We start from the raw sequence: 20,356 nt of genomic DNA, 5'->3' as shown, positions 1-20,356 counted from the left end.
TTCTCGTCATCGCGTTTGATCATTTGATCCAGAATAACAAATCACAGGCTGGGTGTAAAGTGTAGCAATGTCCGTTGGCGGCAGCAGCCTGCGGGACAACCTTACCCCTGGCTTAGCGCCGCCAAAAGCTCCAAGGCTTCCTCATGCTCCGGCTCAATCAGAAGTGATCTGCGCGTGTAATCCAGCGCCGCTTCGTCATCCTCCTGCTCGTAGCTGCAAATAGCCAGGCAGTACAATACAGTAATTACCGGCTCCTCCTCACTGGATGCAAGCGAATGTTCCAGGAAGCGGCGGGACTCCCCGTACTGCTCCATCTCGAACAGCAGCAGACCGCAGTCGAGCGCCAGATCATATTTCTGCGGCATCGGATAGAAGCCTTTCCACATCAGATTAATCCCGCGCTGCAGGTCCAGCAGCTCATCATCACTGGCATCCGGCAGCAGAGCAGAGATACGCTCCGCACTCTGGATGAACAGCTCGGCATCATAGCCGCCCAGCCGCCAGAAGGCCAGGATCTGCTGCATGCCGATCGTATCGTAATTTTTGTCGATCCACACCTTCAGGCTGAAGAAATCATCCGGGCCGAACCGCTCTACAAACCGCCGGTAGGCCAGACGGGTATGGGGATGGAGCATCGGCTCTTCAAGCATCAGAATGCAGCCGACATTCAGATTCTTATAATGATGCTGTGTGAACTGGGACTTGGCGCCCTTCCGTTCAAAATAATGCACCAGCGCATGATAATTTGCCGTGAGTGAAATGCTGCCGTGATGAATCAGCTTCGGCGGCTCGGCGAATTCCCAGTTCTCCAGCCGGTGGTCGCCCTTGTCTGCGGTAAGCAGCAGGAAGCTCCCCTGGGAGAGTGCCCCGAGACGTTCCATACAGGAAATGGCCGCCGCCGGGAACAGGATATGCGAATCCTCCAGCTTGTCCAGATAGAATGAAATCACTTCATGGTACTTGTATGAAGGGTCCTCATAGCCTTCGGCCCGCTTGTAATGATATTCCGGCACCAGATCCCGCAGTACTTCGGACGTGCTCATCGAGCCGGCCTGCTCGGGATATTTTAACGAAACCTCACATTCATAAATCTTGCCTTCATCAATATAGAGCAGTTCCTGCTGAATACTATCGAAGAAGTAGTTGGCGATCACCATCAGCGGCTGCTGCAGTCCGCCGGGCTTAATCACTATTCCGCTCTGCGTCAGGGACATCTCTGTATCCTGCACCGCATCAAAGCGGGCGAAATCAAGAATCCCCTGCTCCACAAAAGGCTTCAGACCTTCATGCTTCTGCCAGCCCTCAATATTCTTCCAGGGCAGATCGCTCATGACGTAGCGGAAAGGAGGCAGCAGCACTCCGGCATACTGGATCAGCTCACATAGCTGCTGCAGAACATGGAACGCCAGGCGTCCGACACCTGCGCCAAGCTCCAGAATAATAACCGGTTCTGTAGTATGCCCCTTCTCCGCACGGTCCTGCAGAAATCCGAAGATCATCTCCGCATACGCTGTTCCGATCATCGGATTGCTTGTAATGTACTGTGGGACCTGGTCATTCGCCCAAGCCTGCAGCCCCAGCTGCTCATAATACCTGCGCTGCAGTTCCCATATTGGCGCTTCACTGAAGCGGTATCGTTCTTGTCCGTCTATTGTCATTAGTTCAAACCCTGCTCTCTGATTATCGTACGGAAATTTGTCCGGTAGTCAAATATTATCACATTTCGCTCAGCCCTTCACAACTCATAAGTGGCATACTGGCGCATATATTTCTTGGAGTGCTGTACGATCCAGAAAGGAGCTTAAGCCATGAACCCTGCCGAACCCGGTTCTTCTAGCAAGCCCGTTATCCCCCAGCCTATCCGCAGTGACGGTGCAGGCAATGTTGACCTCGGCCCCCGCGATATTCTGCGCGACCGGGAGAATCCCGATATGTTCGTCCCGCCCTCTACAGATAACGGGCTGATCCCCAATCTGAAGTTCTCCTTCTCCGACGCCCATATGCAGCTGAACTTCGGCGGCTGGTCCCGGGAGGTTACCGTCAGAGAGCTGCCAATTGCCACCACCCTTGCCGGGGTGAATATGAGCCTGACGCCGGGCGGAGTACGCGAGCTGCACTGGCACCAGCAGGCGGAATGGTCCTATATGCTGCTCGGCAGCGCCCGGATTACCGCCGTGGATCAGAATGGCCGGAACTTCATTGCCGATGTCGGCCCGGGCGATCTGTGGTATTTCCCTCCGGGCATCCCGCATTCAATCCAGGGGCTGGCGGAGGGATGTGAATTCCTGCTTGTTTTTGACGATGGAGGCTTCTCAGATCTGAACACCCTGTCGATCTCCGACTGGTTTGCCCATACGCCGCCAGAGGTCCTGTCCGCCAACTTCGGCGTACCTGAATCTGCATTTGAGTGTATTCCGAAGGAACAAGTGTATATTTATCAGGATCAGGTGCCCGGCCCCCTTGAGAGTCAGAGAGTCGAGTCGCCTTACGGGGAAATTCCGCTGAGCTTCAAGCATCAGCTGCTGGCCCAGCCGCCGCTTCGGACGCCCGGAGGCAGTGTGCGGATTGTCGACTCCAGCAACTTCCCCATCTCCCGGAACATTGCCGCCGCGCTGGTGGAGATTGAGCCCGGCGGCATGCGGGAGCTGCACTGGCATCCGAATAATGACGAGTGGCAGTATTATCTGACCGGGCAAGGCCGGATGACGGTCTTTGGCGGGGACGGCGCAGCGCGTACATTTAACGTCAGAGCCGGAGATGTCGGCTATGTGCCTTTTGCCCAGGGACATTATATACAGAATACCGGGACAGACACGCTCTGGTTCCTGGAAATGTTCCGGAGCGACCGGTTCGCCGATGTCTCCCTGAACCAGTGGATGGCGCTTACCCCCCATGAACTGGTCAGCAGCAATCTGAATGTGGGGCCGGAGCTGATGGATGCCCTGCGCAAAGTGAAATGGCCTGTCGTGAAATACCCGGATCAGGATCAGGATCAGGATCAGGGGCACAAGCATGGGCATGAGCATGGGCTTGGGAAGCAGAAGGAGTAGCGCGTGGTTTTGCTCAGTTTGAGACTGGATTGGGCAGGTCAGTCTGCCCTATGGCCTTATCTTTACCCCAACCAGGCGGCTGAAGTGATAATCTTTAAGGTCAGCTGTATAGATCGGCCTTAATGTTGTACATTCTGCAATATCTTAATGATCATCCTATAATTAATGGGTAACTCCAATTGTTCGAACTGTATCTCTTTCTAGAACAACATAAAAAGCGGTCAGACACCCCGTCTGCACCGCTTTTTGTACTTAATTCGTTTGTATTTCGTTCCCGTATAGGAAATAGATTGTCTTTTTGCTAATGTCTGACTTCTCCTTCAGGACTAGATTAGAACAGCTTCAGTTGCAGATACAAACCTAACAATGTGATAAATAGCGTCGGAATTGTCAGAATAATTCCTGTTTTGAAATAAGTGCCCCAAGAGATCTTTACACCTTTGCCTGATAGCACATGCAGCCACAGCAGAGTAGCGAGCGAGCCGATCGGCGTAATCTTCGGACCCAAATCGGAACCGATGACATTCGCGTAGATCAGAGCCTCTTTAATGAGACCTGTCGCCTGTGCGTTATCAATGGCCAGCGCCCCAATCAGCACAGTCGGCAGATTATTCATCACTGAGGAGAGGATCGCGGCGAGGAAGCCCATCCCCATCGTTGCTGCGAACAATCCGTGTTCCGCAACCTCACTGATCATCTCTGCAAGCACATCGGTCAGTCCGGCATTGCGCAAGCCATACACCACGACATACATACCAATGGAGAAAAAGACAATCGCCCACGGCGCGCCCTTGACCACTTCCATCGTCTTGACGTAAGGACTCCGGCGGGCCATGAGCAGGAAGCAAACCGCGATTACACCTGCCACGACAGAAACCGGAATGTTCAGAAATTCACTGACAAAATATCCGGCCAGCAGAAGCGCCAGCACGCCCCAGGATAACCGGAACATCCGCTTGTCCTTAATCGCCTCCTCCGGGAGCTTCATCCCGGCAGTGTCGTACACTTTGGGTATACTTCTGCGGAAGAACAAGTATAAGACCAGAATACTGGCGGCGAGCGAGAAGAGCGTAGGCAGCAGCATACGTCCTGCATATTCCGTGAAGCTGATGCCGAAGAAATCGGCCGATACAATATTGACCAGATTGCTGACGATCAGCGGCAGCGAAGTCGTGTCGGCGATAAACCCGCTGGCGATAATGAAGGGAAACACTTTTTTCTCATCAAAATTCAGCGCCCGGACCATCGCCAGTACAATCGGTGTCAGGATCAGCGCTGCCCCGTCATTGGCAAACAACGCAGCTACCACTGCACCCAGCAAGATAACATAGATGAACATCAGTGTACCGTTGCCGCGTGCCGCCGCTGCCATATGCAGTGCCGCCCATTCGAAGAATCCAACACGGTCGAGTATCAAAGAAATCAGAATAATAGCTACAAAGGCCAGCGTGGCATTCCACACAATCAGCGTCACATCGCGGACATCCCCCAAGCTGACCACGCCTGCCGCCAGGGCCAGCAGCGCTCCGCCGCAGGCTGACCAGCCAATGGATAACTTCCGTGGCTGCCAGATCACAAACATTAAAGTAATAACAAAAATAAGGCTGGCTAGGACAACCATAATCCCGCCCTCCGTTTGACCCGCAGCAACATTTCCCGCAGCACTCCCCAATCCGATATATTTATATATAAGAGTAACGCCAGCCTATCCTCCAGACGTTCTCATCGATCTAGTGTTGTATCAGTCGCAGCAGGCAGTAACCTCTGTCTTATTCAGTGACGCCAGCAGAGTATGTGAATCCGGCAGTCCATGCAGGACGGCCGTGATATGCGGCTTGCCCTCCACATTCAGGGAGTAATGCACCCACTGCCCGCGTTTGCTCTCCTTCACCATCCCCTTATCCTTCAGTTTACGCAGATGCTGGCTGATTGCCGGCTGCGAGATCTCAAAGAGTTCGACGAACTCACAGACACACCATTCCCGCTCCTGCAGCAGTCCAAGCATCATCAGGCGGGTCTTGTCTCCCAGAAGCTTCAGGTCATCAGCCACCTCGTTAAGCTTATCCATCGCGGTTCAGCCTCCTCATTATATAAGCCAATTCTTATATACTAAAACAGTCCTATCAAAAGGACAAGAGGTAATATTTCAATTCTATAGTTACCCTGTTTTCAGGAATTTTTTAACAGTTAGCTGTCAGAATTCCCCCACTTCTCTAAGTGGCGGGATGAGTGTCAGCGGTCTTTCTCATAGACAAATACAACCTAAAATATTACAATAAAAGTATTCAGTAGTATTATGAAATAGGTTGTGATATCCGTGGAATTAGACACAAATAATCATTCAGTATTCTCTCTTCATTATCATCTTATTCTAGTCGTGAAGTACCGCAGAAAAGTAATAGACGATGACATTTCGAATCGGTTACAAGAGATATTTGAGTCCATTCAGCCTAATTACAATATCACCCTGCAGGAATGGAAGCATGACAAGGATCATGTTCACATTCTAATGAAAGCTCACCCCAATAGCGATATTTCTAAATTTCTGAACGCTTATAAGAGTGCATCCTCCCGTCTAATTAAGAAAGAATTTCCTGTAATTCGTCAACAGCTGTGGAAGGAATATTTCTGGTCCAGAAGTTATTGTCTCCTGACGACTGGCGGTGCGCCGATTGAAGTCATCCGGAAGTACATCGAATCTCAAGGTCAGAAATGAGGTGGGCAGGTGTTAAAGGCTTATAAGTATCGAATCCATCCCACCTATGAGCAAGAGCAGTACTTCACTAAAGTATTCGGCGCTGTTCGCTTCATCTACAATCGAATGCTTGCAGATAAGATTGAACATTACAAGCAAACGGAAACGATGCTCCAAACGACACCTGCGCCCTACAAAAAGGATTTTGCCTGGCTGAAAGAAGTGGATAGTCTAGCCTTAGCCAATGCCCAGCTTCACTTAGAGAAGGCGTATCAGAATTTCTTCCGTGAACCGAACGCGGGATTTCCAAAATTCAAGAGCAAGAAGAAGAATAGCCATAGCTTCACAACCAATAACCAGAAGGGAACCATTGCCATTACAGAGGGAAGGATCAAAATCCCCAAACTAAAAACGAAAATCAAAATCAAGCTGCACCGTCCATTCGAGGGACGTATTAAATCATGCACCATTTCCAAAACACCCACGGGAAAATATTACGCTTCCGTATTGGTGGAAACGGATATCATCCCATTGCCCCCACTCGAGACGAAGATCGGTGTGGATCTGGGGTTGAAAGACTTTGCGATTCCTTCACATGGCGAAATCATACCGAATCCGAAGTACTTGCGGAAGTCTGAACAACGATTAGCCAAGCTGCAAAAGGACTTGTCACGAAAGAAGAAAGGGAGCCGTAACCGGTATAAAGCAAGGCTGAAGGTCGCCAGACTGCATGAAAAAATAGCGAATCAACGGAAAGACTTTTTGCACAAAACGTCCACCCAAATGATAAACGAAAACCAAGTGATCGTGATGGAGGACTTGCGTGTAAAGAACATGATGCAGAATCATAAGTTAGCCAAAGCCATATCCGAAGTGTCTTGGAGCCTGTTCAGAGACATGCTGACCTACAAAGCGAAATGGTACGGCAGAGAATTAATCATTGCTCCCAAACACTTTGCAAGCAGTCAATTGTGTTCCTGCTGTGGCTACAAAAATGCAGAAGTAAAGAACCTAGCCGTACGGGAGTGGTCCTGTCCTGCCTGTCATACAGAGCATGACAGAGACCGGAATGCGGCACTGAATCTTCTACAACTAGCCATGTAAATGGCCCTTAGCGGGTTAGGAACTAGCCTATAAGCTTGGGTAAACTTGGAGCAGTAGCTCTATTGACCAAGAAGCACCCACCTCTTAGGTGGTGTGTAGTTCACTACGCTTAAGTACTAACCTTCTCTGCCGGTTCATATGCTAGATTATGGGGAACGCAGCAGCTTCTTGGAGAGGAGATGCAGGTCCGAAGAGCCATCCTTGCCAGTGGATTGGAGGCCGGACCACCATGAGTACAGATCAGCTCATCGCATTGCTCGTTCTCATCATTATGATCGTACAGCTTGCTGTCAAAAAGGATAAATCCTGAGGACAGCAAACAGCCAAGCGGATCCGGGTTCATCCCGGTCCGCTTGGCTTTGTTTGGCTGGGCCGCTGATCCGGCCGGTTATTTCACATAAATGCGAATCTGACGCCATCCGTACGCTACCCCGTACCCGGTATCCGCTGCCGCTGCCATTCCGTTATCATCCAAGCGGCAGTAGCTTCCGGAATAAATTTCACTTACTAAAGTTGAGAAACATTATAAAGTATAGTAGAATGGGTACATGAAGAAGGGGGCGGATTAATATGTCCGAAGAGAAACAATTGATGGAAATAGGAATAAGCACGTTTTTGGAGACTACGCCTGATCCGGTAACCGGCAAGGCCATTAGCCATGCGGAGAGACTGCGCGAAGCCGTAGAAGAAATTGTGCTCGCTGACCAGGTGGGCCTGGACGTATATGGCATAGGTGAGCATCACCGGGCCGATTATGCAGGCAGTGCTCCGGCTGTGGTTCTTGCCGCAGCGGCAGCTACGACCAAGCGAATCAGACTGACCAGCGCTGTCAGCGTCTTGTCTTCAGATGATCCGGTCCGGGTGTACCAGGATTTTGCCACTCTGGATGGACTTTCGAATGGCCGGGCAGAGATTATGGCGGGCCGTGGCTCATTCATTGAGTCCTTCCCGCTGTTTGGCTATAGCCTGGATGATTATGATGAATTGTTCGAGGAGAATCTGGAACTGCTGCTGGCGATCCGCGCTTCCGAGAAGGTCACCTGGCGCGGCGGCCATCGCCCGGCGATTAATAACCTTGCCGTCTATCCCCGCGCCGTCCAGGATCCGCTTCCCGTCTGGGTCGCCAGCGGCGGCAATCCTGAATCCGCCGTGCGGGCCGGAACGCTTGGTCTTCCGATCGCTTTCGCGATCATTGGCGGCATGCCGGAACGCTTTGCTCCTCTCGTCGCCTTATACAAGGAGGCGGCTGTCCGCGCCGGACATAATCCAGACAAGCTGCAGATTGCCACGCACTCCCACGGCTTCGTAGGTGAAACTAACGAACAGGCAGCCGCCTTGTTCTACCCGTCCACCGCAGCCCAGATGAATGTCATCGGACGCGAACGGGGCTGGGGCGGAACCTATAACCGTGCGGCCTTTGACGATGCCCGCAGCCTGCGCGGCGCACTCTATGTCGGCGACGCTGAATATGTAGCCGAGAAGATCCTCCTGCTGCGCAAGAATCTTGGCGTGACCCGCTTCTTCCTGCATGTGAATGTAGGCACCATGCCGCACCGCGAGGTGCTGCGCGCCATTGAGCTATTGGGCACCAAGGTTGCCCCTATCGTGCATGAGGAATTAGCCCGTACCGGGGGTTAAATAACTGATATTGTGACCCTAATACGCCAAAAACACTTCAGTCCTCAAACGGCTCTTGAAGTGTTTTTGGCATATTCTTATGCCCTGTTAAATTAAAAGATGCGGTACTACAGCGGACTTAGCAATTCATGCATCGCCGCTGCCACATCTGCCGCATTCGTAATCGGCAGGAAGTGATAGCCGTTGCCGATTATTTTCACATCCGCATCAGGGTGGGCAACCTTGAAAAGCTGCATTTTCTCCAGACTAAATTCATCCATACTCTCTTCTGCCAACAGCAATATCAAAGGAATATCAGCCGCTTGCTTCAGGCAATAATCGGTGGCAGTTACTTCCTTGCTCAGACGATTTAAGGCCTGTTCGCGGCTATGGTGCATATAGGAATCACCCTGCAGGTAGAAGTTATTCATTAAATAGTCCTTGAATACTTGTCGTTCAGATTCAGCAAGCTTGTCCATCGCCAGGATGGTTTCATCCACTGCCTGCTCAAGCTCCTCCAGACTATCAATGACGGGTAACAGAATCTCCCCCTCATCTTCTTCCCTGTCCGCAAGGAAATAATATCCGCCATCGAGCAAGGTAAGTGACTTCACATAAGCAGGATACTCCGCATAAAAGGCCTCACCTATCCATGCACCGATAGAATTGCCTACGAGATGCGCCTCCGAAATCTGTAACTCATCCAAGATCCCCTTAATCTCCCGCACAAAAGCTCCAATATCAGCATCTGCCCGATCCTCACGGTTATGACCCGGCAGGTCAATGGCGATGATCCGAACAGTCTCCATTTGTGCAGCCAGAGGAGCATATATTTCCTTTCGTTCACCAAGCGCCGGAAGCACCACAACCGTTCTATCGTTGTTCTCCGCATTGTAGACAATATACCGTTCCATTGTTCTTCCTCCAGCCCTACGATACTCCCTTACTGCACTAACGCCTCAATCACAGGATACGAGATCAGTTTACGGTCCCTGTAGGTTGCAGGAATCACGTCACTCTTCGAGCTTAGAATCCCATCTTGCAGAAGTACAGCCTTGAACCCTCTCTCCATAGCCCCGTTATAGGTGAACAGTACACAGTGCTCAGCGGCATATCCCGAGAGAATCAGCAGATCAATGCCCTGCTCCAGCACAATCTGCTCCAGGTCCGTCTTCCAAAAAGCATTCGAATATTCCTTCGTCACTCTAAGATCTGTCTCCTTAATTTCGATTCCGGGAATGATATTGAACTTCGCTTCCTCTGAAGGCTGCATACCCTCAATGTCCTGAACATGAATCACGGTATGATCTTTGGAACGCAGCAGTTCTGCAGCATAGTTAATATACTCGCAGGCCTTATCGATTACTTTCTGTTCCACCTTGCCCAAATGCACCTCTTGCAGATCAATAATCAGCAAACCGATTTTCATCCATTCTTCCTCCCTGTGAGCTAAATAAAAGAAACTTCACATCATCCTTTCAATTGTACAATATGCTCTGACTCATCCGATATTTATTTTTTGACAGCTCCAGTTGCCATCACCATGAACGGACAGCGGAAGCCGCACCACCGATACGCTTACGCCCTGCGAAGCCATTGCAAGCGCCGTTTCAGCGAGAGATAGAAGGATAACTTATCATGTGAAACATAAAATTTGTATATTTACAAAAAAACTCCCGATAATGTTATCCATTATCAGGAGTACGCCTGTTGATTAGCCAAAATAAGTAGCAAAGAAATCGCTCATTCCGTAAATCTTCTACACCTCTGCAGATCTCCGCAATGTGGCGGCCTCAAGAAAAAGTCTACTACGTTTCCATAACCATAATTTAGCTAATCAACAGAACTTAATTTGGGATGAATCTGAGTGGGTTTATTCTTTGACGCCGCCAAGCGCTACGCCCGCGATAATGTAACGGGACAACAGGAAGTAGACTACGAACAGCGGTAAAGCTGTCAGCGCCAGCCCCATATAGATCGAGCCGAACGACGTCTTGTATATATCCCCGCGCAGCAAGCTGACCATAATCGGCATCGTATACTTCTCTTTCTGGGTAAGCAGGATGAGCGGCATGAACAGGTTGTTCCAGTTGCCCACGAAGGCGAAGATCGCCTGTGTCGCCACAGCCGGAGCCATCAGCGGCAGGATAATCCGGTTAAAGGTTTTGAACTCACTCGAGCCGTCTACCCGCGCGGCTTCAACGATCTCTATCGACAGCGTGGCCAGCAGATACTGGCGCATAAAGAATACCACCGCCGGTGCGGCAATTGCCGGAAGAATTAGCGGAAGGAAGCTATTGGTCCAATGAATTTTATACATGAACTGATAGAATCCGATGGCGCTGGCCTGGGAAGGAATCATCATTACACACAAAATAAAGGTAAAGAATGCCCCGCGCAGCTTCCAGCTATAAGTCACAAGACCATAAGCCGTCAGGGAGGAGAAATAGACCGTTAAGAGAGTAGCTGAAGAAGAGATAACAAATGAGTTGATAAACCCCTGAATCGGATCGAAGCTCTTTTCAAGCAGCACCTTCAGATTGTCCATCATATGGGATGAAGGAAACAATGAGATACCGCTTTGAATTTCTGCTGAAGAACGGGTGGCGTTTACAAACATGATCCAAAACGGAAGGACGCTGAGCACCGCCAGACAGATACAGACGATATAGATAATCGTCTTGTTTATCTTCCGGGTGACGTTTCCGCCTTTTTGATTATTGTCCATGTGCTACGCCCCCCTTTTGGCTGCTCTTGGTGGATTTCCGGTGCATTTTTTCGATTTTTTTAAGTCTTGCCGCGTCACGGTCACGCATTAGATAGAACACAAATGCAGACAATATCCCTGAAATCAAGAACATAATCATGCTCGCAGCAGCAGCACGATTGTACAAATAGCTTCCCTTAAAGGCTTGCCCATAAATGAACATGGACGTGGTAAGCGTAGAGTCATCCGGTCCGCCCGCAAGGAAGAGCTGTGGAATATCAAACATGGTCAAACCACCGACCATCGATGTAATCAGTGTGAATAGTAGAATTGTACGTAAACTTGGCAGCGTGATCTTGAAGAACGTCTGAACTCCGTTTGCACCGTCAATCGATGCAGACTCGAAGAGCGCGGGATTGATACCCATAACACCTGCGATCAGAATGATCATGGTGTTCCCGTACCACATCCAGAACTGGATGAACGCCACAATGCCCCGCGCTGTCGTCTTATCCTGAAGGAAGTAGATCGGAGCGTCGGACCAACCCATCATTTCAAAGAAACTGTTTACTGGACCCATTGGATAGCCAAACAGAGTACTGAAAAGCAAGGCGATTGTACCCGCAGTAATAATATTAGGCATATACAGCAGAACCTTGAAGAAACCTTGTCCTTTTATTTTGAGACGCTGGTTCGTAAACCATGCAGTAAGCAAGAGTGCAAGAAGAATTTGGGGAACGAAGTTGACAATCCAGAGTATCCCGGTGTTAATCAGAGATTTTCGGAAAGAGGCGTTACTAAGGATCAAATCTTTGAAATTCTGAAAAGGATTATCCAAAATATGTATTGGTTTTGGTATTAATCCCTGCAAATCGGTGAACCCGATGAATGCGGTGTATAAAATAGGATACAGCGAGAAGATCAGAAATGCCAAAACAAACGGAAACGTAAAAATATAGCCAAATTTAGAGTAGTTCACACCATTGCGGCGCATGCTCTCACCCCTTTAGTTGATATGAAGGGGCGGGATGACTCCCCCGCCCCTTCGATTGCTTTTTATTCGCTATCGATATTCAGTTGATCTTTGACTTGCTGTTTGAAGGTTTCGATCGCTTTAGCACGGTCTTTGTTGCCTGCAGTATATTCGCGTACTTGATCACGCCAGAGCTTGTTGATCGTTTCGTCGAATGCAGTCAAGTTCTTACCGGAAGCGTTGGCATTAGCTGGAACAAAGATATCGAAAATGTTCTGTCCGCCAACCAATTCCAAATCACCTTTAGATTTATCCATAACAACGGAGGAAGCAACACTGTCCTTCGCACCTTGCTCGCCAGCTTTCATTGTTCCGTTAGCCCAGGAGTACTGGAGTCCGGTTTCAGAGGTGTCGAGTGTTACCCACTTGATAAAGTCGGCAACGGCTTGTTTCTTGGCTTCGTCCTTGACTACATCTTTGTTAGCGATCAACCAAGTGCCTCCCCAGAAGAAGCCTGTTGGTGATTCAGTAACTGCCCAGTCACCCTTTGTTTCTACTGCATGTTCGCTTAACGTATAGTTAATGAGCCACGCAGGACCGAAGAAGCCGAAGACCGGTTTTGCACCAGTACCGTTCATATCAGCGAACCAGGCTTCTTGCCAGTCTGTCGTATCGTTGTAATAGTCATTGTCTTTCAGCTTCTTGGAAAGATCGAGGAACTCTTCGCGCTTCGGATCAATATGCAGCTTGCCATCGACAATCCAGCCTTTATCAGAACTGTTCTCGACCGCGTGCCAGAGATCCCCATCTCCAGAAACTGCGGCATATCCTTTAGCTTTCAGCTTTTCTGCTGCACTGAAGAACTTATCCCAGCCTGGACCAATTTCATTCTTGATCGTAGCCGGGTCATCTGTTCCAAATACATCCTTGGCAAGCGAGCGGCGATAGATAAAGGCTCCGCCTGTCGCCTGATAGCCAAGACCTTTCAGCTGGCCGTCTTTGCTGCCGATATCAACAGAATATTGAGCGATACCTGCGTCCTTAACCATTTGATCAGTAAGGCCCAGGTCAGCATAATTGGCGGCAAAAGTGGATGCATCGCCTTGTGTATATTTGAGTACGAATGCCCCTTCAGTAGCGTAAATATCTGGTGCATCTTTTCCGCCAGCGGCCAGCGCCTGGTCAAGAGCAGGCTGATAGGCTCCATCTGTAGTTGCAACAATCGTAGTTTTGAATTCCACATTCGCTTCAGGATGTAGCTCCATGTACTTCTTGGTCATGTTTGGAATCTCGTCCGTGAAGCTCCAGAGATTGATAGTAACTTTCTCACCAGATCCTGCTGCTGGAGCAGTTGTAGCCTCTGTAGCAGTATTAGCTGCTGGAGCAGTTGTTGCGTTTGCGCCGGATGAGCTTGAATTATTATTGCCTCCACACGCTGCCAGAGCAGATGACATCAAAACCAGTGTAGAGATCCCCGCTAGAACACGCTTCATACTTTTCATACTTTGCCTCCCCTTTTATATTCAATCCTCGGTTTTATGTAACCGCATTCATATTATATTGCCAGACGCTCTCAGACATAAGGACCCCTCATTGGGAAAAATACCACTATTTTTGGGTCCTGTCCCAAAAAGACATAAAAAAAGACACCCGGGCATTGCTGCCTTAGTGTCCCGATTATAAAAATCTTAATTGAAGGACTACAGCCTGTTGTCCGGAGATACCTTCATCTGTAGTATTCTTTTCAAAAGCAATCCGTCACTAGGGTAATACACTCCATAACGCGCAAAGATTCTTGGATATAAATTAACTATTATTGTTCTCAGATTTATAATCATAAATAGCAACGGAAGATAATAATTACCTTCACTGCCAATTCCAAGCGTCAAGTAGATAATCCCCATTACAACAATCTGTAACATTACTCCGCCTAGAGCAAAAATATAAATATTGTTCCCAGGATATTCACACTCCAAATCTGTCTCCAGTCTCCTATGAGCGCTACCAGTACCCCCGCTTTGATTGACGGCTCGATCATGGATAATATTCAAAAGCATGCGTCTCCCTCTTTGCTCACAGTTCTATTTCCATGACCGCTTTATTTAGAGTATTCACCCTATATATTTGAACTACGTACCTGCTTCATCTATCCGGTTAACCACCTCGATTACTTCTTCCTCCAGAGCAAGTTTAATATGCACTTCTTCATTTAGAAACGAATTTTCGCTTATAATAAGAGAAGAAGGAATACCGAAAAAGCAGGAGCGTGTACAATGAATTTAAAAGAAAAGTTGATAGCAATCACAGAAAATGGCTACCAGGCACCTCCCGATACTTTCCAGTTGGCACAAGAAATGATACATAACATCGGTTCTGTGGATGCTGAGCTGCGTGATGATCTGATTTATACGACCTTATCCCATTGGATTCCCGGTCATTCTCTAACTGCATACGAGCTGGAACAACTTCTGCCTGTTATTTTGGATACACAGCACTTGCACTTTAAGCTTGGCGAAAATAATACAGACTCGGTCTTCACCCGTTCTTTCTCAATGCTGGTCATACCGCTCATCCTTATGAGACACCGTGAATCCCCCTTTCTCTCAAGTGAACAAATTCATCAGATCAAAGAGAAAGTATTGTACAGTATACAAGAAGAACGGGATTACCGCGGGTATGACGAGGAAAAAGGCTGGGCTCATGCCATCGCTCATGGGGCAGATGCCTTGGACGATCTGGCTCAATGTTCCGAACTGGATAACAAAGACCTCTTAACCATCCTCAAATTGGTTTACGACAAGATCACCATCACAGACCGGATTTACTCCGATGGTGAGGATGAGCGAATGGTAAGATCCGTCATTAGTATTCTAAACAGAAAAATACTTAGTCAGACTTATGTAGAGCAATGGATTCAAAGTTTTGCTGATATAGAGAAAAATCCGGAATTCCTTCCTGCCTTTAAGCAAAAAAATAATATAAAAAACTTTTTGAAAAGTTTATACTTCCGTGTTAAATTTTACAAAACAGATGCCAATCTATGCCCGACTATTGAGCAAACCTTATATAAAATAGAAACCGTGTATTATTCTTAATTAAAATCGCAGATCAATGAAACTGTATGGCCTGTAGCGCGATTAAGTTAGACGAAGTACGACACCTCAGTGGCTAAATCTTCAATTTCATTTAAATAATTCTGTAAGTAAGATTTATAGTTACAAAACGAAAATCCCGCCTTGTTTTGCTCATAAAACGGTCTGGATAATTCCGGCTTAAAGATCACCTCACTAAATTCTTTTTGAAGTTGTTCACAATCCATTCCGGGATTAGATTTTTCCAGTTCGATACTTCACATCATTAACTCTTCCTTTAGAAAGCTGAATTAATTCTTTCTGGATTTGAGATATCTGTTCCGTATTCCATTGATCAATGATGCGTTCAAATATCCACCAAATCCATTCTCTATCGTCACTATTATGTATAAATACATTTTTTATATATGGAATAAGCGGATCGCCAATTTCTCTTAACAACCGCGAGACCTTGTTAGCACCCGGCCAATTCAAATCCTGGATCCAAATAAGCAGTTCCGGCAATATACTCTTCACACGGGGATATCCTATATTTAGGATTACTTCAGCAGCTCCATCCCAATGCCCTTTCGAGAGAGGCTGTAATAATAGATGGAGTTCATCATCATTAACATACTGCAGCTTTTTTATTGCATTCTCTCTCCCTTCCACAGGTGTATCCCAATCCAGCTTTTGAATTAAAATATTTATGTCCTCCAAGTAACGTCACCCACTTTGCATTTATCATATCTCAAACGGAAACCGCAGTATGGACTACAAGACGACTCTTCAAGTTCCCTCCTGTTGTAACTACGGCTTCTCCAACCGCACAATCCCCTTGCTCACTGCGGATCTTGATGCACTCTTCCAAATTGCTTTTCCCCACTCCTAATCCAGTATTTACTTCATAACGATTTGTCTCACGTACATCTCTCACGCCTTCCGAGCAGTGGGCGAGTAAAATACGTCACTATGCATATGCTGAATTTTGTCCCAGTTACCAGGATTGGTCGTGTCTGGAGAGCGGTGCTCCAGGATGGCTTGATATAGTACGGTTTTCTCTTCCAAATGGGCAACATGCTGTTTGGCTTCTTCGAGCTTAGCGAGCGCCGCTTCTTTATGCTTCATCATGAGTGCGGCGCGTTGCGGAATGGTCGAATCTCCTTCGAGACAGAGATCTACGTACATTTTTATGACTAAGTCGCCTTGACTTCGTGTAACACGAAGGCTATTATCATTTGAACATTAGGAGGAATTACAATGCAAACCGTAACCTTAAACAATGGTGTGAAATGCCGGTCATCGGCTTTGGTGTCTACCAAGTTCCGAATGCTGAAGAATGTGAGAATGCGGTATATGAAGCCCTGATGGCCGGTTACCGCCTGATCGACACTGCCGCCGGTTATCTGAACGAGGAAGCGGTCGGACGCGCGCTCAAGCGCAGCGGTGTGCCGCGTGAGGAGCTGTTCATCACGACCAAGCTTTGGGTTCAGGATGCCGGTTACGAGAGTGCCAAGCTGGCGTTTGCCAAATCCTTAAAAAAGCTGCAGCTCGACTATCTCGATCTATACCTTATTCACCAGCCGTTCGGCGATTATTACGGCGCTTGGCGTGCAATGGAAGACCTGTACCGCGAAGGCAAGATCAAGGCGATCGGTGTCAGCAATTTCCTGCCCGACCGTCTGATGGACCTCATCGTGCATAACGAAATTGTGCCCGCGGTCAACCAGGTTGAAACACATCCGTTCTACCATCAAATTGAGAGTGCCGCTTTTATGAAAGAGCAGGGAGTACAGCACCAGTCGTGGGCCCCGTTTGCTGAAGGACTTAACAACCTGTTCGGCAATGAAATACTGACCTCCATCGCAGACAAACATAACAAGTCCGTAGCCCAGGTCGTGCTTCGCTGGCTTGTTCAGCGTGGAGTTGTGGCTATTCCAAAATCGGTGCGCAAAGAGCGGATCGCCGAAAACTTCAACATTTTTGATTTTGAACTGAGCGCCGACGATATCGAACAAATTTCCACTCTCGATACGCAGCAAAGTCTTTTCTTATCGTACCGCGATCCGGAAGTCGCCAAGATGATGGGCAACTGGAGAGTCGATCTGTAATAAGCAATATAACGTTAGGGCTCGGAAAATAATATTTAACTAGCCACAGTTATTAAAACAGCGGCAGCCATGGACGAGAAATAAAGTCCTAGACTACCGCTGTTTTCGGTCCTTGACGCCGCACCCAAGGAGGCGGCCGCCTCCTGCGTTGATCGAACTCGATCTCGCTTCCTTGCAAAGTGTTGGCGTCATGGCAACGGAAACTCAAATAAAATTATGCTCGAACTGTAGGAGTCAACGGTCATCTGACCGTTTGGTAAACGAGACCTATGGCTCCAGAATCAAATGTCTTATTTTCGATAAGGTTGAGATTGATTTTTTCCTTTAGACCTTGGAATAACGGTAACCCGCTGCCGATCAGGACGGGAGAAACTGTGATTTTATACTCATCGATCAAATCAAGCTGCATTAGGTGATGGGCTAACCTAGGACTGCCGAGAATGACCATATCCTTGCCGGCCTGTTACTTAAGGTTCCTGATCTCTTCCTCGACATTTTCTTTCACCAATCTGGAATTGTTCCATTCGACTTTCTCCAAGGTCGTAGAAAAAACGATTTTGGTTGTCTTTTCGATCCACACGGCATGGTTCAGCTCATATTGCGAAGAGGATGGATCCGAAGGCACTGATGGCCAATAACTGTACATCATCTGATAAGTCCCCCGCCCCCAAATAACAGTGTCGGCAGTACTGAGAATTTCTTTTGCGTGGTTCTCCAAATCAGCATCGTAGGAAATCCAGCCAATATCCATTTCCCCCTTCGGTCCTTCCACAAAACCGTCAAGCGATGCGTGTAGAAATAGAACAAGTTTTCTCATTTTCAATTCTCCTTTGTTCATCAGGGATATCTGCATTATTAATCAACTACATTTTAGCTTTTAAAATTAACTACATTTTAGCATAATTTAACTCGTGTTGTTTTTCTTATGGATTGTTGACTTTGAGTCGGCTTCCCCTTATATTATGATTAACTCAAGTTAATTTATTTACTACGGTAAATCTAATTTCCGGAGGTCTTCTCATGATCAATAGGCTGGCTAAGGGTCTTGATACTGTAACGTTTAAGCTTTGGTTGCTCTTTCTATTAATGTCTCAATCTATTTATGCCATTATGCAGAGCTATTCGATTCCACGAATATGCCAAGAGGCTGGCGGTCTCCAGATCTTTGATATGAATCCTTTGGGGTATACTTATGAATATGCGCATAAATTTCTATTACAGTTATCTGAAGAAGGTTATACCCTCTATCTGCATGTGCAGTTACCCCTCGATATTTTGTTTCCTCTCCTAAATGGCTTGACTGGATTATCTACTTTCATTTTGCTGCTTCGTCTATATAATAAGGTGAAGAATACATCTGCATCATCTATATATTCCTCTTTTTCAAAAGCCGCATTAGCCCTTCCGCTGGTTGCCATGTTATTTGATTACCTGGAGAACATCATGATCTTCATGATGCTTTCGTACAAAGCGGCAGTTCCAATAATCCTTGTCTATGTGGCAAGTACTTTTACAATTATCAAAAGCATATCAACTTTAGTATTTTATATTGTGGTTATCGCTATCTTACTAGTAAACGGTGCAGCCTGGATTAGAAGCAGGTCCAAGAAGGAGCAAACGGATGGAGAATTTCGGAATTAGAGAAAAAAAGGCGGCTCTTCTGAGGGTTTCTATTCTGGAGGAGATGCTTCGTCTGCTGACAATGAAAAGTATTAATGATTTAACCCTGGAAGAACTGTGTTCTAACATTAATACAACTAAAGTAACTTTTTTCAAAAACTTTAGCTACAAAGAGCAGGTACTAGATTACTTCATATGTAAGTGGCTTTATGATAGAAGCTTTGATATCCACCGCAAAAGGCATCCGGGTGAAGCAGGATTGTATAAAGTATTTCAATCGATTTGTGATGATACGGTTCCCGGCAAAAAAATCATGATATCACTCATTCAATATTATAGTAAGCTTACCGAAAAACCACCCGCTATCGAGCCTTCACCTTACGAGTATTATCTGTTTAATAAGGAAGCATTTGACCAACAGGTAGAGCCGCTGAGCCTGCAGCAGGTTTTTAACTACCATCTTTCGGAGATAAAAACGATACCTCCTTCTCAGTACAATGAATCAGTAGGTCAATTATTCGCTTTAATGTATGGAGTGCCCATTCAAACGCACATTATGGAACTTGATAATATGTACCCCTTCTATGAGGCAGGTATCAAGAGGATTATCGGGGAATCGTCTTAAAAACAAAGACCGCTGGCTTGGCTGTCACAGGTTTTTTAACATTCCGAACGGATATGAGTGATGGATTCCAACCTATAAAACTCACTTGTGATGCATATCATCTCCAAATTTATTCATTACACTTATGCTCTTGGTTAAGTACTTCTATTCAGGAGGTTTTGTGAATATGGAGAATATCCGTGTAATTGAGATTCCACCTCTGACAGTCGTTAATTCGGGAAGCATATCAGATACGGAGGATTTCGAAGCGTTTGACCAATGGTGGTCTTCTGTCGATGTGAAGCATTACATTACGCCCCGTGACTTTATGTGGTATAACATCAAAAAGGGTTACTTGGAATGGTTTTTTGCGCTTCCGGTAGGATACAAAGATACAGGTGGATACGAAGTAGTCGATTTCCCTGGGGGATTATATGCAGTTGCAACTTCGAAAGACGCAGAGGAAGCGGCCATCCAGGAAACTAAAGCATCCATTCGCTCGTGGGTTGAGACAAGCCAGTGCTTCGAAATATCAACAAGTGACAATGATTCAGCTGAACGTTACGTTATGACCCATGTTGTTACACCCAAAGTATTCAAAGAGAAGATGGGCTATCATCTATCTGATATATTCGTGCCGATTGTAGCGAAATGACAACACAGGCCACGTATTGCTTTCACTAAACGTCTGGTAACCTTCGTTCCCATGATCTCAACCAATCGCAAAAAAAGTCCCGATGATTTAAGATATCATCGGGACTTTTTGGTGGGTATTCAATGGGCCTATTCAACTTCTAGGACCAA

Annotated in this window: 19 protein-coding genes, 3 pseudogenes and 1 other annotated feature (1 of these 23 cut by a window edge); of the genes and pseudogenes, 9 read left to right on the top strand and 13 right to left on the bottom strand. The window is 47.2% G+C overall.

What is annotated here, in order from left to right; genetic code table 11:
* Positions 1–19, bottom strand: a binding site (T-box leader); it reaches 243 nt to the left of the window's first position.
* Between the two features lie 82 nt (positions 20–101).
* A complete protein-coding gene (locus MKZ24_RS08735; RefSeq protein ID WP_340782148.1) occupies positions 102–1,658 on the bottom strand; it encodes a tetratricopeptide repeat protein in 1,557 nt (518 codons plus the stop codon).
* Between the two features lie 150 nt (positions 1,659–1,808).
* Between MKZ24_RS08735 and MKZ24_RS08730 the strand changes: the two genes are divergently transcribed.
* Positions 1,809–3,050 (top strand): oxalate decarboxylase family bicupin, encoded by a 1,242-nt coding sequence (locus tag MKZ24_RS08730; RefSeq protein ID WP_340782145.1) that lies wholly within the window; start codon positions 1,809–1,811, stop codon positions 3,048–3,050.
* A 331-nt stretch (positions 3,051–3,381) separates the two neighbouring features.
* Here the strand turns inward: MKZ24_RS08730 and MKZ24_RS08725 are convergent, their stop codons facing one another.
* Both MKZ24_RS08725 and MKZ24_RS08720 read right to left on the bottom strand, forming a co-directional pair.
* Positions 3,382–4,671 carry an arsenic transporter gene (locus MKZ24_RS08725; RefSeq protein ID WP_340782142.1) on the bottom strand — a complete coding sequence of 430 codons (1,290 nt, stop codon included), beginning with the start codon at positions 4,669–4,671 and terminating at the stop codon, positions 3,382–3,384.
* 120 nt (positions 4,672–4,791) lie between these two features.
* Entirely contained in the window at positions 4,792–5,118 is a 327-nt protein-coding gene (locus MKZ24_RS08720; protein ID WP_042239857.1) for an ArsR/SmtB family transcription factor, read from the bottom strand.
* 249 nt (positions 5,119–5,367) lie between these two features.
* Here MKZ24_RS08720 and tnpA point away from each other — a divergent pair, with 249 nt between their 5' ends.
* From tnpA to MKZ24_RS08705, 3 genes are all read left to right on the top strand, one after another.
* Positions 5,368–5,766 (top strand): IS200/IS605 family transposase, encoded by a 399-nt coding sequence (tnpA, locus tag MKZ24_RS08715; protein WP_156123401.1) that lies wholly within the window; start codon positions 5,368–5,370, stop codon positions 5,764–5,766.
* A 9-nt stretch (positions 5,767–5,775) separates the two neighbouring features.
* A complete protein-coding gene (gene tnpB / locus MKZ24_RS08710; RefSeq protein ID WP_042239860.1) occupies positions 5,776–6,849 on the top strand; it encodes an IS200/IS605 family element RNA-guided endonuclease TnpB in 1,074 nt (357 codons plus the stop codon).
* A 591-nt stretch (positions 6,850–7,440) separates the two neighbouring features.
* Entirely contained in the window at positions 7,441–8,487 is a 1,047-nt protein-coding gene (locus MKZ24_RS08705; RefSeq protein WP_042243579.1) for an LLM class flavin-dependent oxidoreductase, read from the top strand.
* A gap of 107 nt (positions 8,488–8,594) precedes the next feature.
* On the opposite strand, the gene MKZ24_RS08700 is transcribed toward MKZ24_RS08705, so the two are convergent.
* From MKZ24_RS08700 to MKZ24_RS08675, 6 genes are all read right to left on the bottom strand, one after another.
* The gene (locus tag MKZ24_RS08700) at positions 8,595–9,380 is read right to left on the bottom strand and encodes an alpha/beta fold hydrolase (RefSeq protein WP_340782135.1); all 786 of its coding nucleotides are present in this window, start codon (positions 9,378–9,380) and stop codon (positions 8,595–8,597) included.
* A gap of 29 nt (positions 9,381–9,409) precedes the next feature.
* On the bottom strand, positions 9,410–9,895 hold the full coding sequence (locus tag MKZ24_RS08695; RefSeq protein WP_340782134.1) for a cysteine hydrolase family protein: 486 nt from the start codon (positions 9,893–9,895) through the stop codon (positions 9,410–9,412).
* A gap of 444 nt (positions 9,896–10,339) precedes the next feature.
* Positions 10,340–11,194 carry a carbohydrate ABC transporter permease gene (locus tag MKZ24_RS08690; RefSeq protein ID WP_340782132.1) on the bottom strand — a complete coding sequence of 285 codons (855 nt, stop codon included), beginning with the start codon at positions 11,192–11,194 and terminating at the stop codon, positions 10,340–10,342.
* Positions 11,184–12,167, bottom strand: coding sequence for a carbohydrate ABC transporter permease (locus MKZ24_RS08685; RefSeq protein WP_042239867.1), 984 nt, complete (start codon positions 12,165–12,167; stop codon positions 11,184–11,186). Before MKZ24_RS08685 ends, MKZ24_RS08690 begins: the two co-directional genes overlap by 11 nt.
* Before the next feature lie 62 nt (positions 12,168–12,229).
* Positions 12,230–13,648: an ABC transporter substrate-binding protein gene (locus MKZ24_RS08680; RefSeq protein WP_081956711.1), complete on the bottom strand. Its 1,419-nt coding sequence runs from the start codon at positions 13,646–13,648 to the stop codon at positions 12,230–12,232.
* 198 nt (positions 13,649–13,846) lie between these two features.
* Positions 13,847–14,197, bottom strand: coding sequence for a hypothetical protein (locus MKZ24_RS08675; protein ID WP_340782129.1), 351 nt, complete (start codon positions 14,195–14,197; stop codon positions 13,847–13,849).
* A 222-nt stretch (positions 14,198–14,419) separates the two neighbouring features.
* Between MKZ24_RS08675 and MKZ24_RS08670 the strand changes: the two genes are divergently transcribed.
* A complete protein-coding gene (locus tag MKZ24_RS08670) occupies positions 14,420–15,241 on the top strand; it encodes a DUF2785 domain-containing protein (RefSeq protein ID WP_340782127.1) in 822 nt (273 codons plus the stop codon).
* A gap of 231 nt (positions 15,242–15,472) precedes the next feature.
* Here the strand turns inward: MKZ24_RS08670 and MKZ24_RS08665 are convergent, their stop codons facing one another.
* The 3 genes and pseudogenes from MKZ24_RS08665 to MKZ24_RS08655 all read right to left on the bottom strand — a co-directional run.
* Complete coding sequence (locus MKZ24_RS08665) at positions 15,473–15,937, bottom strand: DUF5071 domain-containing protein (RefSeq protein ID WP_340782124.1); 465 nt, start codon at positions 15,935–15,937, stop codon at positions 15,473–15,475.
* Positions 15,938–15,968: 31 nt separating this feature from the next.
* Entirely contained in the window at positions 15,969–16,103 is a 135-nt protein-coding gene (locus MKZ24_RS08660; RefSeq protein WP_340782122.1) for a macro domain-containing protein, read from the bottom strand.
* Between the two features lie 47 nt (positions 16,104–16,150).
* Positions 16,151–16,414 (bottom strand): annotated as a pseudogene (locus MKZ24_RS08655) (MerR family transcriptional regulator); the annotation flags it as partial.
* A 63-nt stretch (positions 16,415–16,477) separates the two neighbouring features.
* Between MKZ24_RS08655 and MKZ24_RS08650 the strand changes: the two are divergent.
* Positions 16,478–17,328, top strand: a pseudogene (locus tag MKZ24_RS08650) (aldo/keto reductase).
* Between the two features lie 241 nt (positions 17,329–17,569).
* On the opposite strand, the pseudogene MKZ24_RS08645 reads toward MKZ24_RS08650, so the two are convergent.
* Positions 17,570–18,145 (bottom strand): annotated as a pseudogene (locus MKZ24_RS08645) (dihydrofolate reductase family protein).
* A 203-nt stretch (positions 18,146–18,348) separates the two neighbouring features.
* On the opposite strand from MKZ24_RS08645, the gene MKZ24_RS08640 reads away from it, so the two are divergent.
* From MKZ24_RS08640 to MKZ24_RS08630, 3 genes are all read left to right on the top strand, one after another.
* A complete protein-coding gene (locus MKZ24_RS08640; RefSeq protein WP_340782120.1) occupies positions 18,349–18,969 on the top strand; it encodes a hypothetical protein in 621 nt (206 codons plus the stop codon).
* Complete coding sequence (locus MKZ24_RS08635; protein WP_340782118.1) at positions 18,950–19,573, top strand: hypothetical protein; 624 nt, start codon at positions 18,950–18,952, stop codon at positions 19,571–19,573. Before MKZ24_RS08640 ends, MKZ24_RS08635 begins: the two co-directional genes overlap by 20 nt.
* Positions 19,574–19,739: 166 nt before the next feature.
* Entirely contained in the window at positions 19,740–20,207 is a 468-nt protein-coding gene (locus MKZ24_RS08630; protein WP_340782116.1) for a GyrI-like domain-containing protein, read from the top strand.
* Positions 20,208–20,356: the final 149 nt, after the last annotated feature.

Source organism: Paenibacillus sp. FSL R7-0297 (genome assembly GCF_038009025.1).
Classification (GTDB): Bacteria; Bacillota; Bacilli; order Paenibacillales; family Paenibacillaceae; genus Paenibacillus_AQ.
The sequence above is the reverse complement of the archived record's forward strand: the minus strand, read 5'-3'. Positions and strand labels throughout refer to the sequence as shown.

Coding starts and splice junctions, on each gene's coding strand:
- MKZ24_RS08735 (WP_340782148.1), bottom strand. CDS start 1,658: ATGACAATAGACGGACAAGAACGATACCGCTTCAGTGAAGCGCCAATA.
- MKZ24_RS08730 (WP_340782145.1), top strand. CDS start 1,809: ATGAACCCTGCCGAACCCGGTTCTTCTAGCAAGCCCGTTATCCCCCAG.
- MKZ24_RS08725 (WP_340782142.1), bottom strand. CDS start 4,671: ATGGTTGTCCTAGCCAGCCTTATTTTTGTTATTACTTTAATGTTTGTG.
- MKZ24_RS08720 (WP_042239857.1), bottom strand. CDS start 5,118: ATGGATAAGCTTAACGAGGTGGCTGATGACCTGAAGCTTCTGGGAGAC.
- MKZ24_RS08705 (WP_042243579.1), top strand. CDS start 7,441: ATGGAAATAGGAATAAGCACGTTTTTGGAGACTACGCCTGATCCGGTA.
- MKZ24_RS08700 (WP_340782135.1), bottom strand. CDS start 9,380: ATGGAACGGTATATTGTCTACAATGCGGAGAACAACGATAGAACGGTT.
- MKZ24_RS08695 (WP_340782134.1), bottom strand. CDS start 9,895: ATGAAAATCGGTTTGCTGATTATTGATCTGCAAGAGGTGCATTTGGGC.
- MKZ24_RS08690 (WP_340782132.1), bottom strand. CDS start 11,194: ATGGACAATAATCAAAAAGGCGGAAACGTCACCCGGAAGATAAACAAG.
- MKZ24_RS08685 (WP_042239867.1), bottom strand. CDS start 12,167: ATGCGCCGCAATGGTGTGAACTACTCTAAATTTGGCTATATTTTTACG.
- MKZ24_RS08680 (WP_081956711.1), bottom strand. CDS start 13,648: ATGAAAAGTATGAAGCGTGTTCTAGCGGGGATCTCTACACTGGTTTTG.
- MKZ24_RS08670 (WP_340782127.1), top strand. CDS start 14,420: ATGAATTTAAAAGAAAAGTTGATAGCAATCACAGAAAATGGCTACCAG.
- MKZ24_RS08640 (WP_340782120.1), top strand. CDS start 18,349: ATGATCAATAGGCTGGCTAAGGGTCTTGATACTGTAACGTTTAAGCTT.
- MKZ24_RS08635 (WP_340782118.1), top strand. CDS start 18,950: ATGGAGAATTTCGGAATTAGAGAAAAAAAGGCGGCTCTTCTGAGGGTT.
- MKZ24_RS08630 (WP_340782116.1), top strand. CDS start 19,740: ATGGAGAATATCCGTGTAATTGAGATTCCACCTCTGACAGTCGTTAAT.